The 13,752-nt window shown below is 55.3% G+C and carries 14 protein-coding genes; 11 read left to right on the plus strand and 3 right to left on the minus strand.

Annotated elements, in window-relative coordinates:
- Nucleotides 1–163 precede the first annotated feature (163 nt).
- The 3 genes from bssS (at nucleotide 164) to ACN28Q_RS01240 (ending at nucleotide 2,621) form a co-directional block, all read left to right on the plus strand.
- Complete coding sequence (gene bssS, locus ACN28Q_RS01230; RefSeq protein WP_095844666.1) at nucleotides 164–418, plus strand: biofilm formation regulator BssS; 255 nt, start codon at nucleotides 164–166, stop codon at nucleotides 416–418.
- Nucleotides 419–751: 333 nt separating this feature from the next.
- Complete coding sequence (gene solA / locus ACN28Q_RS01235; protein WP_095844667.1) at nucleotides 752–1,867, plus strand: N-methyl-L-tryptophan oxidase; 1,116 nt, start codon at nucleotides 752–754, stop codon at nucleotides 1,865–1,867.
- A 163-nt stretch (nucleotides 1,868–2,030) separates the two neighbouring features.
- Entirely contained in the window at nucleotides 2,031–2,621 is a 591-nt protein-coding gene (locus ACN28Q_RS01240) for a response regulator transcription factor (RefSeq protein ID WP_095844668.1), read from the plus strand.
- A gap of 44 nt (nucleotides 2,622–2,665) precedes the next feature.
- On the opposite strand, the gene ACN28Q_RS01245 is transcribed toward ACN28Q_RS01240, so the two are convergent.
- Entirely contained in the window at nucleotides 2,666–3,721 is a 1,056-nt protein-coding gene (locus ACN28Q_RS01245; protein ID WP_095844669.1) for an AI-2E family transporter, read from the minus strand.
- Nucleotides 3,722–4,258: 537 nt separating this feature from the next.
- On the opposite strand from ACN28Q_RS01245, the gene ACN28Q_RS01250 reads away from it, so the two are divergent.
- Both ACN28Q_RS01250 and ACN28Q_RS01255 read left to right on the plus strand, forming a co-directional pair.
- Nucleotides 4,259–4,813: a cytochrome b gene (locus tag ACN28Q_RS01250; protein ID WP_095844670.1), complete on the plus strand. Its 555-nt coding sequence runs from the start codon at nucleotides 4,259–4,261 to the stop codon at nucleotides 4,811–4,813.
- 24 nt (nucleotides 4,814–4,837) lie between these two features.
- On the plus strand, nucleotides 4,838–5,416 hold the full coding sequence (locus ACN28Q_RS01255) for a YceI family protein (protein ID WP_095844671.1): 579 nt from the start codon (nucleotides 4,838–4,840) through the stop codon (nucleotides 5,414–5,416).
- A 73-nt stretch (nucleotides 5,417–5,489) separates the two neighbouring features.
- Here the strand turns inward: ACN28Q_RS01255 and trhO are convergent, their stop codons facing one another.
- Nucleotides 5,490–6,545 carry an oxygen-dependent tRNA uridine(34) hydroxylase TrhO gene (trhO, locus tag ACN28Q_RS01260; RefSeq protein ID WP_095844672.1) on the minus strand — a complete coding sequence of 352 codons (1,056 nt, stop codon included), beginning with the start codon at nucleotides 6,543–6,545 and terminating at the stop codon, nucleotides 5,490–5,492.
- Between the two features lie 223 nt (nucleotides 6,546–6,768).
- Between trhO and ACN28Q_RS01265 the strand changes: the two genes are divergently transcribed.
- The 6 genes from ACN28Q_RS01265 to ACN28Q_RS01290 all read left to right on the plus strand — a co-directional run bounded on the left by ACN28Q_RS01265 (nucleotide 6,769) and on the right by ACN28Q_RS01290 (nucleotide 13,371).
- Nucleotides 6,769–7,866 carry an NADH:flavin oxidoreductase/NADH oxidase gene (locus ACN28Q_RS01265; protein ID WP_095844673.1) on the plus strand — a complete coding sequence of 366 codons (1,098 nt, stop codon included), beginning with the start codon at nucleotides 6,769–6,771 and terminating at the stop codon, nucleotides 7,864–7,866.
- Nucleotides 7,867–8,060: 194 nt separating this feature from the next.
- Nucleotides 8,061–8,981: a Kdo(2)-lipid IV(A) acyltransferase gene (locus ACN28Q_RS01270; protein WP_095844674.1), complete on the plus strand. Its 921-nt coding sequence runs from the start codon at nucleotides 8,061–8,063 to the stop codon at nucleotides 8,979–8,981.
- A 125-nt stretch (nucleotides 8,982–9,106) separates the two neighbouring features.
- The gene (locus ACN28Q_RS01275; RefSeq protein WP_095844675.1) at nucleotides 9,107–9,391 is read left to right on the plus strand and encodes a YciI family protein; all 285 of its coding nucleotides are present in this window, start codon (nucleotides 9,107–9,109) and stop codon (nucleotides 9,389–9,391) included.
- A 192-nt stretch (nucleotides 9,392–9,583) separates the two neighbouring features.
- On the plus strand, nucleotides 9,584–10,825 hold the full coding sequence (mdtG, locus tag ACN28Q_RS01280; RefSeq protein WP_095844676.1) for a multidrug efflux MFS transporter MdtG: 1,242 nt from the start codon (nucleotides 9,584–9,586) through the stop codon (nucleotides 10,823–10,825).
- A 448-nt stretch (nucleotides 10,826–11,273) separates the two neighbouring features.
- Nucleotides 11,274–12,803: a peptide MFS transporter gene (locus ACN28Q_RS01285; protein ID WP_095844677.1), complete on the plus strand. Its 1,530-nt coding sequence runs from the start codon at nucleotides 11,274–11,276 to the stop codon at nucleotides 12,801–12,803.
- Nucleotides 12,804–12,999: 196 nt separating this feature from the next.
- A complete protein-coding gene (locus tag ACN28Q_RS01290; RefSeq protein ID WP_095844678.1) occupies nucleotides 13,000–13,371 on the plus strand; it encodes a MysB family protein in 372 nt (123 codons plus the stop codon).
- A gap of 61 nt (nucleotides 13,372–13,432) precedes the next feature.
- Here the strand turns inward: ACN28Q_RS01290 and ACN28Q_RS01295 are convergent, their stop codons facing one another.
- The gene (locus ACN28Q_RS01295) at nucleotides 13,433–13,678 is read right to left on the minus strand and encodes a YceK/YidQ family lipoprotein (RefSeq protein WP_095844679.1); all 246 of its coding nucleotides are present in this window, start codon (nucleotides 13,676–13,678) and stop codon (nucleotides 13,433–13,435) included.
- Nucleotides 13,679–13,752 lie beyond the last annotated feature (74 nt).

Consider the following 13,752-nt stretch of genomic DNA (forward strand, 5'->3'; position numbering starts at 1 on the left):
CACAAACCACCACTGTTGAATAATTAATCAAATAAACTTTATTTTACAAAATACGCCCCAACGCGGCGCCGAGATGCTTATACTCTTACTGCTCATCATGATGATGAGCCGCATTGATCCTCGTTAGTTACTCATGCCAGTTACTACTTAATAAGGGGTCTTTATGGACAGAAATGATGAAGTAATTCAGACACACCCACTTGTTGGTTGGGATATCAGTACCGTGGACGTCTACAACGCCATGATGATTCGTCTTCATTACCTGTCTTCACGGGATCAGACACCCGAAGAAGCCCAAGTGGACAGAACGCTTTGGCTAACCACAGATGTCGCCCGCCAATTGATCAATATTTTAGAAGCTGGCATCGCCAAGATAGAGTCAACGGATTATCAAGATCTTGATCGTAAAAAACATTAATTCACATTTCCCCCTCACAAAGGCGCCGCGACTATTTCGGCGCCTTTTCTGTTTTATATCCAAAATAATTCGAGTTGCAGGAAGACGGCAACGCAGCGAATCCCCAGGAGCTTACTGGAGTAAGTGACTGGGGTCCGGGAGCAGATTTGAACGCTGTTAGCAGCGGCCCCGAAGGGGCGAGGCACAGGGATGGGCCGAGTAACCAAGCCAACACACCTGTAACTTGAAGTATGAAGGGTATATACCAGTGCATTACCGCCGCTGACCTTCTATCATGATGCGAGATACTCGCCATACTTCAAGTCTAAAAATAAAGCAGAGAGGGGATAGCTCGTGGAATATGACCTGATCGTCGTCGGCAGCGGCTCCGTGGGCGCCGCCGCCGGTTACTATGCGACACAAGCGGGGCTAAACGTGCTGATGATCGACAGCGCTATCCCGCCGCACCGCAACGGCAGCCACCATGGCGACACCCGCATCATCCGCCACGCCTATGGCGAGGGCGAAAAATATGTGCCGCTGGCGCTGCGTGCCCAGGCACTGTGGAATGGGCTGGAAAAGGAATGCGGCAGCAAACTGTTCCACCCCTGCGGCGTGCTCAACCTGGGGCCGGAAGGCGCTGAATTTGTGAATAACGCCTATCAGAGCGCCAGGACGTTCAGGCTGAATGCCCAGCGGCTTACCCGGCAGGAAGTCAGCCAGCGCTGGCCGGAGTTCACCCCGCCGGAAGGCTATACGGCGGTATTCGAGCCGGATGCCGGCTTTTTGCTGTGTGAACAGGCGGTTGCCAGCTATATCAGGCTGGCGTGCGAAGCGGGCTGCGCCCAATTGTTCAACTGTGCAGTCAGCGCAGTTGTGCCTGATGATAACGGCGTCGAGGTTGTTACGGCCGAAGGGCGTTTTCGCGGCCGCAAAGCCGTTATCACCGCTGGCACCTGGGTGAAGAAGCTGCTCCCCGCCTTGCCCGTTACACCACTGCGCAAAGTGTTTTCCTGGCACCAGGCCGATGGCCGATACAGCGAGAATAATCGCTTCCCGGCGTTCACCGTCGAAGCGCAGGACGGCGCACATTACTATGGTTTCCCGGCAGACAACAATGGTCTTAAGGTCGGCAAACACGATGGCGGCCAACCGATCGAACGCCAGGAGCAACGCACGCCGTTTGGTAGCGTAGCGCAAGACGGCACCGAAGTGTTCGGCTTCCTGCGCCAATTTCTGCCTGGGATTGGCGTCTGTTTGCATGGCGAGGCCTGCACCTACGACATAAGCCCGGATGAGGATTTCATTATCGACACCGTGCCTGGCAGCGAACGCATGATGGTGATTACCGGGCTAAGCGGGCACGGCTTTAAATTTGCCAGCGTACTTGGTGAAATTGCCGCCCTGTTCGCGCAGGGCAAATCCCCGGCCCAAGATATCACGCCCTTCTCGCTGCAGCGCTTTAGTTAACCATCACGGTCTGGGCGGGTATGAACACGCTCAGGCCCACCCCATCCCCACGCCATAACAATAAAACGGAAATCCCTGTTCCTGGCATCTGGATTTCCGAATTGATTCCCCCTGTTGCACATCTTATGTTACCCCCCAGTTACATCATAACAAGGACGTTACCATGCGACTGCTCGTTGTCGACGAGTGTTGTTATACCCGCTTAGGCGTTGCCAGCTATGTTGCCGCAGCGACAAACAATGCCTGCGTAAAATGCTGCGCCAGTATCGAGCAGGCCATGGCGCTATTGCAAAACGACCTGCCGAATTTGGTACTGGTGAACATGACGGAGCACTACCGCAATCACGCAGGCGATACGTTGTTGCCCGCGTTCATCGCCGCCTGCCAACCGTTGGCGCTGTATATGTATATTGATGCGCCCTATCCCGCCGGTGAGCAGCCGCTGCAAATCGCTGAACACACGTTCCTCTTCCGCAAGGCGATACTGGCTAGCGTATTGCAAGATCTACCTAACGCCCACCAACCGTGGAGCACTCCGCTATTTAGCTCGCAGGAGCAGGCAGTGATGAAATACTGGATGGCACAGTGGTCCACCCACAAGATTACCCGCAAGTTGCATATCAGCCCCTCGACGGTATATGTGTATAAACGCAACATCACAGAAAAACTCCAGACGCGCAATCGCCTGGAGTTTTACGCTTTATACCACCTACTGCGTTTTTACTACCCGCCGCACAGGCTACTTCCGGTTTAAACGGGGTTCCCCGAATGGCTCGGCTCCCGGCGAACCAGACATATTCACTCTGGGTTGGTCTTCCCGCGCGCCGGCTGGCCATCCCCCAGCACCACCGCCAACCGGTGGCCGCCTTCCGTCGCTTCCAGCCCGATGCGCGCAATAATGGTTAGCGGCACTGAAAGCAGCATCCCCACCGGCCCCATCAGCCACCCCCAGAAGATCAGCGACAGAAACACCACCAGCGTAGACAGCCCCAGCCCACGGCCCATTACCCGCGGCTCAATCATGTTGCCAATCACCAGGTTGATCAGGATAAAACCGCCAGCCACCACCAAGGCATCGCCAAAACCGTTAAACAATAGCGCCTGGATCAACGGCGGTATGGCGGCAATCACCGAGCCAATATTGGGGATATAGTTGAGCAGAAAAGCCATCAGCCCCCAGATAAAGGAAAAGCGCACGCCAACCGCCGCCAGAAATAGCCAGACGATCACGCCCGTCGCCAGGCTGATCACGGTTTTAATCACCAGATAATGCGTCACGCCGTCCAGCGCCCGGCGGATATTGACCATGCCCTTCTGCGGTTGCTCCATCGCCTGCTGTAGCTTGTAAGGCAGCAGATTCACCTCAAACAACATAAACACTACCGTCATCAGCAGCAGGAAAATATTGGTCATCGCCCCGGAAAGATGGCTTAGCAGGCGGGTAACCAGATTCATTGCCGCACTGGGATCGACATACTGAATCACGGCTTCGCTGGAGATGGGGATGTTGAACCGCTGGCCGTAATGCTGCAATTCCCTCACCTTCTCCATCATCACGCCGCGGTATTGCGGCAAAGAGCGGGCAAACTCATTGAGCGAGGCGCCCAGCGTGCCAAGCAACAGCATCAGTAACACCACCACCGTGACCACCAGCAGCGCCACCCCGAGCACGCGCGGCACCCGCCAGCGCTCAAGCATCGCGACCAGCGGGTTCAGCACAATAGTCAGGAACAGCGCCAGTAAAAAAGGCACTACGATAGAGGCAGCGGCTTTGATACCGGCCAAGATCACCACTAACATCGCTAACATAATCACCAGGCGCAAGCTGCGATCGGTCAGTAAAGTTCGCCCCATGACGTTTCCTTTTGTCGTTTCCCTGATAACGGGCCGTGTCGGCCCAGTGATACGCGCTATGTTAGCAAACTCCCGCTGCGGTACGCAGGTAAATCATTGTGGAGCGTGCAAGGGGAATAACCCAATAACGGGGATAATGATGAGGCATAAATAAAATGCCACTCTGTGCGTAACGCCATCGGCCGCTGACAAAAAATGACAAAAGATGACAATTAAATAGAAAAGCCTTTTTATCAGGCAATAAATAAATCACCGGCGGTGATCCCCTATTAACTCCAGCGATTCTTTTGATTAACTTCCGGTAATATCAGACAAATCCATTGATTAATATTTTTCAGGCGTAACATAGTGCAATTTATTATTGATTTTATGTGTTTTTAACGTTTAATTATGACAAACCGTATCTATAGCCAAAACAATTCGCGTTTTTGTACAGCCCGGGCGCTGCCCCGCAGGGCCGTAGCCCATGGAGGGTGGAACACGCGCTGCACGTTTGCAGGCGAAATAGAGCAGCATGCGCATAAAAGGATAATCACCATGCTTTGGAAAAATACCGCAGACCGCTTTGGTCATTTTTCAGTTTTACTCCACTGGCTGGTCGCATTGGCCGTTTACGGTATGTTTGCCCTTGGCCTGTGGATGGTGACATTAGGTTATTACGATATCTGGTACCACCGGGCACCGGAATTACATAAGAGTATCGGCATCGTATTATTTATCGTGATGCTGGTGCGCGTCGCATGGCGTTTTATTTCACCGCCGCCAAAACCGCTGGCGAGTTATAGCCCTTTTACCCGCGCCAGCGCCGTATTGGCGCACCTGGCGCTGTACCTGTTGCTGTTTGGCATCCTGATCAGCGGTTACCTGATTTCTACCGCCGATGGGCAACCGATCAGCGTCTTCGGCTGGTTCAACGTGCCGGCCAGCGTCGCCGGTATGGCCGAGCAGGCCGACACCGCCGGCACGGTTCACCTTTATCTGGCCTGGGCCATGGTGGTGCTTTCAGTACTGCATGGCCTGGCCGCTATTAAGCATCACTTCATCGATCGTGATGCCACTTTGAAACGGATGCTGGGTCGCAGCACCGATTAACCTCTTGGACTTATGGAGATTGCTATGTTGAAGAAGACCGTATTAGGCCTTACCGCCGGCGCACTGCTGCTCAGCGCCGGTTCGGCGCTCGCCGCCAACTATAAGATCGATAAACAAGGCCAGCATGCCTTTATTCAGTTCCGCATCCAGCATCTGGGCTACAGTTGGCTGTATGGTACCTTCAAGGACTTTGACGGGAGCTTCACTTTCGATGAGCAAGATCCCGCCAAAGACAAAGTGAGCGTCACCATCAATACCACCAGCGTGGACACCAACCATGCCGAACGCGATAAACACCTGCGCAGCGCAGAATTCCTGAACGTCGAAAAACATAAGCAGGCGACGTTTGAATCCACTGAAGTGAAGAAAACCGGCGATGGTTACGCCGTTGTGGGTAACCTGACGCTCAATGGCGTGACCAAGCCGGTGACGCTGGACGCCAAGCTGCTTGGCCAGGGTAACGATCCCTGGGGCGGCTACCGCGCCGGTTTTGAAGCCAACGGCAAGATCGCGCTGAAAGACTTCGGCATCACCACCGATTTGGGCCCGGCTTCGCAAGACGTTGAGCTGATCATCTCTGTTGAGGGCGTGCGCGAAAAATAACGGCGCGCTTTAACGTAACAATGCCAGCCGGTTAACCCGGCTGGCATTGTCTAGCACGGTGACAAAACCGCGCTTACTTTTCTTCCGGCGCCGGAATGTGCATCGTGGTCTGCAACAGCCCTTTTGACTTATTGAAGATCTTGACGCCATTTTCACGCCCGGCGCGGCGCGCCCGTTGCTCTTCGCGCGGCAGCTTCAGCTCTTCGCGGCAAGTTTCGCTGCAGCAGCCTTCAAAGCTGGCCGCACAGCTTGGGCACTGAATAAACAGCAGATGACAGCCGTCATTTTTACAGTTGGTATGGGTGTCGCACGGCACGCCGCACTGGTGGCAATGCGCAATCACATCGTCAGAAATACGCTCGCCCATACGCTCGTCAAAGACAAAATTCTTACCGATGAATTTCAACGGCAGCCCTTGTTCTTTGGCTCGGCGCGCATATTCAATAATACCGCCTTCAACATGGTAGACATTCGGGAAGCCGTTATGCCGCATATAGGCGCTGGCTTTTTCACAGCGAATGCCGCCCGTACAATACATCACGATATTCTTGTCTTTCTTATCCTTCAGCATGTCTACCGCCATCGGCAACTGCTCGCGGAAAGTGTCTGAAGGCACTTCAAGCGCATTTTCAAAATGGCCGACTTCATATTCATAGTGGTTGCGCATATCAACAAACAGCGTGTCCGGATCGTCAATCATGGCGTTAACCCGATCCGCCTGCAGATATTCGCCGACGTTGGTCGGATCGAAACTGTCATCATCGATGCCGTCAGCCACGATGCGCTCACGCACTTTCATCCGCAGCACCCAGAAAGATTTTCCGTCGTCTTCCAGGGCTATATTCAGGCGAATGTTATCCAACGCCGGATCTGCGCTAAACAACAGGTGTTTGAATGCGTCGAAGTTGCCTTGCGGCACACTGATCTGTGCGTTGATGCCTTCGGCCGCCACATAAATACGGCCAAACACCTTCAGTTTTTCCAACTGCTGGTATAGCGTGTCGCGGAAGGTTTTCGGATCGGCGATATGAAAATATTTATAAAAAGAAACGGTGGTGCGCGGTTCGGTTTCCGCCAACATGCGCGCCTTCAGTTCCTCATTAGAAATTCGGTTATGTAACACTGGCATGGTGTTCTTTCCTGTTTCTTGAGTCGGTCACTGTTCATCTGCGCGCCGCCGCCACGGCCGCGCGCGGCGCACATCATACCCGAAAAGAATACGCAACACAGCATTAACCCTTTACGGTTTCGCACACCGAACAACGCTTGACGCCATTCACAAATCCCGTTAAGCCTAACGGCATGCACGTATCAATCATCAGCGCCAACCGCTAACGGATCACGAGGAAAATATGAGTCAACTCTTCAAACCAATTAGCCTCGGGCAACTGAAGCTACCCAACCGCATAATTATTGCCCCAATGTGCCAATACTCGGCCAACGACGGCAAAGCCAGCGCATGGCACCTGTTGCACCTGGGGCACCTGGCGCTTTCCGGTGCCGGGCTGTTGATTGTCGAAGCCACCGCCGTATCGCCGGAAGGCCGCATTACCCCGCACGATCTCGGCCTGTGGGACGATGAAACCGAACGCGCCCTGGCGCCCGTCATTCAGGCGGTAAAAAAGCACGCCACACTGCCGATCGGCATTCAGCTTGGGCATGCCGGGCGCAAGGCCGCCTGTGCCGTGCCGTGGCAAGGCGGCGGCCAGTTAAGCGCCGCCGACGGCGGCTGGCAAACCCTTTCCGCCTCGGCATTGCCCTTTGCACCGCAAGACGAAGCGCCGCAGGCGATGAGCCTGACGCAAATCGAGCAATTAAAAGCGCAGTTTGTCGCTGCCGCCAGGCGCGCCGATCGCCTGGGGTTTGATCTGATCGAACTGCATGGCGCACACGGTTATCTGCTGCACCAATTCTTATCCCCGCTAAGCAACCAGCGCACCGATCAATACGGCGGTTCGCTGGCGGGCCGCATGCGACTGCTGCTGGAAATCTTCACCGAGGTGCGGGCGGTATTCCCGGCGCACAAACCGATCGGCGTGCGTATATCCGCCACAGACTGGGTGGCCGGCGGTTGGGACGAAGCGCAGTCCATCACCCTGACGCAAGAGCTGAAAACCCTGGGCTGCGCTTACATCCACGTTTCCAGCGGTGGCCTTTCGCCGCAGCAACAAATCCCGGTCGGGCCAAATTATCAGGTGCCTTTTGCCGAGGGTATCAAGCAACAAACCGGCATGCCGACGATCGCCGTTGGGCTGATTACCGAACCTGAACAGGCCGAGGCCATTGTCGCCACCGGGCAGGCGGATATGGTGGCGCTAGCCCGCGGTATCCTGTATAACCCGCGCTGGCCGTGGCACGCCGCTGCCAAGCTGGGCGAAAAAGTCAATGCGCCGCCGCAATACTGGCGCAGTGAGCCTCATGTGCTGAAGGGACTCTTCAACACCGATTAACCCTGATGGCCGGTGATCAGCGCCGGCCCAAATGGCGTTTTAATGCGGTGTGTTTTCCTGTTACGCCAGAAAAATGCCACAATAGCGGGCTATAACCGGCAGAAAGTCATCGGCATGGATATGGCCCCAGAGGTAACCGGTCATGCTAACATTCTGTTCTTTATATAAAACAACCGTTCCTAAGCGAAGAATACATGACCCAACTCCCTTCATTTAACCGCTCGTTATTGCACCCGCGTTACTGGTTAACCTGGTTTGGCATTGGTCTGCTGTACCTGCTGGTACTCCTGCCTTACCCCGTTATTTATCAGTTGGGAACCCGGCTTGGTCGTTTCTCCATGCGCTTTCTCAAGCGCCGGGTCGCCATCGCGCGGCGCAATCTGGAGCTGTGCTTTCCAGAGAAGCCAGAGGCTGAACGTGAAGAACTGATCGCCCAAAACTTTGCCTCGGTCGGCATGGGGTTGTTTGAAACCGGTATGGCCTGGTTTTGGCCCGACTGGCGCATCAAACGCTGGTTTACCGTACGTGGGCTTGAACACATTCAGAAAGCGCACGATAACCACCAGGGGGTGTTGCTGATCGGCCTGCATTTTCTGACGCTGGAGTTGGGCGCGCGTATTTTCGGTATTTATAACCCTGGGATCGGCGTCTATCGCCCGCACGACAACAAGCTGATGGACTGGCTGCAAACCTGGGGGCGGATGCGCTCCAATAAATCCATGCTAGATCGCAAAGACGTTAAAGGCATGATCCGTGCCCTAAAGCAGGGTGAAATCATCTGGTACGCGCCGGATCACGACTATGGCCCGCGCAGCAGCGTGTTTGCTCCGCTGTTTGCCGTGGAAAAGGCCGCGACCACCATGGGCAGCTATATGCTGGTGCGCATGGGCAAACCGGCGATCATTCCCTTCACGCCACGGCGGCTACCCGATGGCAAAGGCTATGAGCTGATCATGCAACCGGCGGTGGAGGGTTTCCCGCTGGACAATGAACTGAATGCCGCGGCGTTTATGAACCGCGTGGTGGAAAAGGAAATCATGATGGCACCGGAACAATATATGTGGTTGCATCGCCGGTTCAAAACCCGCCCGGAAGGGGAACCGTCGTTGTACTAACGGTTACCCTTTAACCGCCTAGCCTGTTGATAAACCCGCTCATGCGGGTTTTTTATTGCCGCCCTTGAGAATAACCGCAAACCGTGTGAAGGTATGGCCTTTCTCATCCGTATCAGGGAGCCCTTATGTATATCGTAAACCTCACCTACCATCGCCCTATTGCAGAAGTCGATGCGCTGCTCGCCGACCACATTGCCTGGCTGAAAAAGTATTTCCAACAGGGGACGTTTATCGCTTCCGGCCGCAAGAACCCGCGTACCGGCGGCGTTATTCTGGTGAAAGGTGTGGCACGGGCGCAGTTGGATACGATCCTGGCAGAGGATCCGTTTAACGCGGTGGCCAACTATGAGGTCACCGACGTGGCGTTAAGCACCGCCTCAACGGGTTTTGAGGCGCTGATAAACGCGTAAAGCCCGTATGCCCTCACGCTACCCTGTGTGGGGGTTATCTTTTTTCGATCCGCCGCCCATTTTCCTGCCCTCGCGCCCCCGTTCAATTGATGTCCGCAGCTATTAGGCGCATACTTATCGCGCTAATTTTTTCCGCTTTGCCCTATTGCACCTCGCGATCACAAAGCTTTCCTTCATCTGCATCGGTAATTTATGGCTTCGGCATCAGAACCTGTTAACTGGAAACGTAACCTATTCGTCACTTGGCTAGGCTGCTTCCTGACGGGTGCGGCGTTTAGCCTGATCATGCCGTTCCTGCCGCTGTACGTTGAGGCGCTGGGCGTCACCGGGCATCAGGCGCTGAATATGTGGTCCGGCCTGGTGTTCAGCATTACCTTTCTGTTTTCCGCGATTGCCGCGCCGTTTTGGGGCGGGTTGGCCGACCGGCGCGGGCGCAAACTGATGCTGCTGCGCTCGGCGCTTGGCATGGCGATCGTCATGGTGCTGATGGGGATGGCGCAAAATATTTGGCAGTTCCTGGTGTTGCGCGCCTTGCTCGGGCTGCTCGGCGGTTTCATCCCCAACGCCAATGCGCTGATCGCCACACAGGTGCCGCGCAACCGTAGCGGCTGGGCGCTGGGGACGCTCTCCACCGGCGGCGTCAGCGGCGCGTTGATTGGCCCGCTGATCGGTGGGCTGCTGGCCGATCAGTACGGCCTACGGCCGGTATTTTACGTTACCGCCAGCGTACTTTTTATCTGTTTTATCCTGACGCTGCTGTTTGTCAAAGAACAGTTTACCCCGGTGCAAAAAAAAGACATGCTGCATGCGCGCCAGGTATTTGCTTCGTTAAAAAGCCCGAAGCTGGTGCTGGGGCTGTTTGTAACAACCATGATTATCCAGGTTGCAACCGGCTCTATTGCCCCGATCCTGACGCTATTCGTTCGCGATCTGGCCGGCCATACCAACAACCTGGCCTTTATCAGTGGGCTGATTGCCTCCGTGCCCGGCGTCGCCGCACTGATGAGCGCACCCCGCCTTGGCAAGCTGGGGGACAAGATCGGCCCTGAACGTATTTTGATTTGTATGCTGATTGTTTCCGTCCTGCTGCTGATCCCGATGGCGTTTGTGCAGTCCCCTTTGCAGTTGGGTATTTTGCGCTTCCTGCTGGGCGCCGCCGATGGCGCGCTGTTGCCGGCGGTGCAAACGCTGTTGATCTACAACTGCACTAACCAGGTCGCGGGCCGCATCTTCAGTTATAACCAATCGTTTCGCGATATCGGCAACGTCAGCGGGCCGCTGCTTGGCGCGGCGGTATCCGCCAGCTATGGTTTCCGCGCGGTGTTCCTGGTCACCGCGTTAACCGTATTGTTCAATGTCGTTTATTCCTGGTGGTGCCTGCAACGCCGCCGCCCGGCTTGCAGTAGCGATGACCGCCTGCAAAACGAGCAATAAGCGGATTTATTAGCCTTCGGGCTGTTGCGGCGGATTTTATCTGTTTTTCGCACTTTTTCTGCGGTTTACCGCGCTGGCACGCGCCCGGCATCCCGCATCCAGCCCATTGTTTTCCAGCACATATCTGGCAGCTATTCCCAGCGGCCTTCCGTCAACTTTTTTTCCCCGCTCACGAACATAAAATCTGAAAAATCAGAAGTTCATCGACCTTTTAACTAAAAAACGACCCACTGTTCTAGACAAAACCCGTGTTTGCTTATCAAATGGGCGATTGATATCACGCCAGGCCGCAAGCCTGGCAAAGTGAAAAAAGTTGCGATAGCCACTGTGAACCGAGCCATTGTGCGGATAATGCCGGGTAATCCGCCTTTGGCGTTCTATCAGCAAAATTATACCCATAATCACCTCTTAAGCCGTCTTTGCCGGCCACTGCAATCGGGAATTAGGTATGTCATCTTCCATCAATAACCAACCGGGCCGTACTTTCTTCGGCCACCCCTACCCGCTGGGCCCGCTGTTCTTCACCGAAATGTGGGAACGCTTTTCGTTCTATGGCATTCGTCCGTTACTGATCCTGTTTATGGCCGCTACGGTCTATGAAGGCGGGATGGGGTTGGCGCGTGAGAATGCCTCGGCGATCGTCGGTATCTTTGCCGGCAGCATGTACCTGGCTGCGCTGCCCGGCGGCTGGCTGGCGGATAACTGGCTCGGCCAGCAAAAAGCCGTATGGTACGGCTCGATTTTAATTGCTCTGGGCCACCTTGCCATCGCGCTGTCCGCCATTATGGGCACCGCGTTGTTCTTTATTGGCCTGACGCTGATTGTGATCGGTTCCGGCCTGTTCAAAACCTGTATTTCGGTAATGGTGGGCACGCTGTACAAACAGGATGACGCCCGGCGAGACGGCGGTTTTTCGCTGTTCTATATGGGCATCAATATGGGTTCTTTTATTGCCCCGCTGATTTCCGGCGTGCTGATCCGCACCAACGGCTGGCACTGGGGCTTCGGCATCGGTGGGCTTGGCATGCTGGTGGCGCTGGTGATTTTTCGCCTGTTCGCCGTGCCGGCCATGAAACGCTACGATAGCGAGGTGGGGCTGGATTCCACCTGGAATAGCCCGGTAACGAAAAGAAGCGGCGTGGGCGCGTGGGTCACGGCGATTGCCGCCGGTATGATCGTCATCATTGGCCTGATCGCCCAAGGCATTATCGTGATCAACCCGGTCGCCGTAGCCAGCACACTGGTTTATATCATCGCCGCCGCGGTGACGCTGTACTTCATCTATCTGGCCGCCTTCGCCGGGTTAAGCCGTGAAGAGCGCGCGCGCCTGCTGGTGTGTTTCATCCTGCTGATTTCCGCTGCGTTTTTTTGGTCGGCCTTTGAGCAGAAACCGACGTCGTTCAACCTGTTCGCCAATGATTACACCAACCGGATGGTCGGCAGTTTTGAAATACCGGCAGTCTGGTTCCAGTCCATCAATGCGTTGTTCATCATTCTGCTCGCACCGCTGTTCAGCTGGCTGTGGCCGGCTATGGCGCGTAAGCAGATACAGTTGAGCAGCATCAGCAAATTTGTTATCGGTATTTTGTTTGCCGCAGCGGGCTTTGGCCTGATGATGATGGCGGCACAACAAGTGCTGGCGAACAACGGCGCCGGCGTTTCGCCGTTGTGGCTGGTCAGCAGCATCCTGATGCTCACGCTCGGTGAGCTATGCCTGAGCCCCATCGGCCTGGCGACCATGACCCTGCTGGCGCCGGCCAGAATACGCGGCCAAATGATGGGCCTGTGGTTCTGTGCCAGCGCACTGGGCAACCTGGCTGCGGGCCTGATCGGCGGCAACGTCAAAGCCGACCAGTTGGCGCTGCTGCCGACGCTGTTCGAGCGTTGTTCCATCGCGCTGCTGATTTGCGCAGGAGTGCTGATCCTGCTGATCGTGCCTATCCGCCGTATGCTAGCGAATACCCAAGCCAGCGCATAACCTCCCCGGCAATCCTGTTGCCATTGCAGCCAGCGCCCCGGTGCTGGCTGTTTCGTTTTTCTGGCAACACCCTACGCTGGCGGCAAAAAAATTTGCATCTTGCCCGCGGGCGACAACAATTAATGCTGACGCTTGTCATCACACTTTGGGGATACCCAGAGAGAGGGATTAACCGCACCATGACCGGGAGAAAATCATGAGCCTGTATGCAACGTTAGAAGAAGCCATTGACGCAGCGCGAGAAGAATTTATTGAATCCTCGGAAAGCACGACCGACGAGCCGGCCGTCCAGCAATTCAACTTGCAGCGCTATGTGATGCTAGACGGCGACATCATGTGGCAGGCGGAGTTCTTTGCCGAGGAAGGCGAATCGACGGAATGCCTGACGTTCCGCAGCGGTGACGCCGCGCAAGCGATTTTCGACGGTGACTTTGATGAAGTTGAAATCCGTGAAGAGTGGCTGGATGAGAACACGCTGTACGAATGGAGCGAAGACGATTTCCAACTCGAGCCGCCGCTGGATACCGAAGAAGGCCAAACCGCCGCTGACGAGTGGGACGAACGCTAAACGCGTTGCCAATAAGCCTGCGCTGTGCATTAAGCCGGGGCTTCGCCCCGGCTCCTAACGCTTACTCATACGGCCCGTGCTGCGCGTCGAACGGCAACATAAAGGTATCGACGACCATGGAAAGCGGCACGTCTATCACCGTGATATAGCGCCAGGGCGTATCACGCAAATCCCACTGCACGCCGGGGTAATATTGATGCCCATGCCCCGCACCGGGTATGGTGCGGCTGATAATACTGCCGCAGCCGGAAAGCAGCGTGATGCTCGCCGCCAGCACGGCCAGACGGGCTAAAAACGAAAAGTTCACCGGATTAACTCGTTACCCTGATTAGTTAAATCATACGTTAACATTTTGTGCAAAGTTTATCACAGCAACCGATC

Origin of the sequence: Gibbsiella quercinecans (assembly GCF_002291425.1) — a bacterium.
Lineage (GTDB): Bacteria > Pseudomonadota > Gammaproteobacteria > Enterobacterales > Enterobacteriaceae > Gibbsiella > Gibbsiella quercinecans.

Bases quoted from the DNA above. Each gene is read 5' to 3' on its own strand.
- ACN28Q_RS01290 (WP_095844678.1), top strand. From the start codon at position 13,000: ATGAGCCTGTATGCAACGTTAGAAGAAGCCATTGACGCAGCGCGAGAA.
- ACN28Q_RS01275 (WP_095844675.1), top strand. From the start codon at position 9,107: ATGTATATCGTAAACCTCACCTACCATCGCCCTATTGCAGAAGTCGAT.
- ACN28Q_RS01265 (WP_095844673.1), top strand. From the start codon at position 6,769: ATGAGTCAACTCTTCAAACCAATTAGCCTCGGGCAACTGAAGCTACCC.
- bssS (WP_095844666.1), top strand. From the start codon at position 164: ATGGACAGAAATGATGAAGTAATTCAGACACACCCACTTGTTGGTTGG.
- ACN28Q_RS01245 (WP_095844669.1), bottom strand. From the start codon at position 3,721: ATGGGGCGAACTTTACTGACCGATCGCAGCTTGCGCCTGGTGATTATG.
- ACN28Q_RS01270 (WP_095844674.1), top strand. From the start codon at position 8,061: ATGACCCAACTCCCTTCATTTAACCGCTCGTTATTGCACCCGCGTTAC.
- ACN28Q_RS01255 (WP_095844671.1), top strand. From the start codon at position 4,838: ATGTTGAAGAAGACCGTATTAGGCCTTACCGCCGGCGCACTGCTGCTC.
- ACN28Q_RS01240 (WP_095844668.1), top strand. From the start codon at position 2,031: ATGCGACTGCTCGTTGTCGACGAGTGTTGTTATACCCGCTTAGGCGTT.
- trhO (WP_095844672.1), bottom strand. From the start codon at position 6,545: ATGCCAGTGTTACATAACCGAATTTCTAATGAGGAACTGAAGGCGCGC.
- mdtG (WP_095844676.1), top strand. From the start codon at position 9,584: ATGGCTTCGGCATCAGAACCTGTTAACTGGAAACGTAACCTATTCGTC.
- ACN28Q_RS01250 (WP_095844670.1), top strand. From the start codon at position 4,259: ATGCTTTGGAAAAATACCGCAGACCGCTTTGGTCATTTTTCAGTTTTA.
- ACN28Q_RS01285 (WP_095844677.1), top strand. From the start codon at position 11,274: ATGTCATCTTCCATCAATAACCAACCGGGCCGTACTTTCTTCGGCCAC.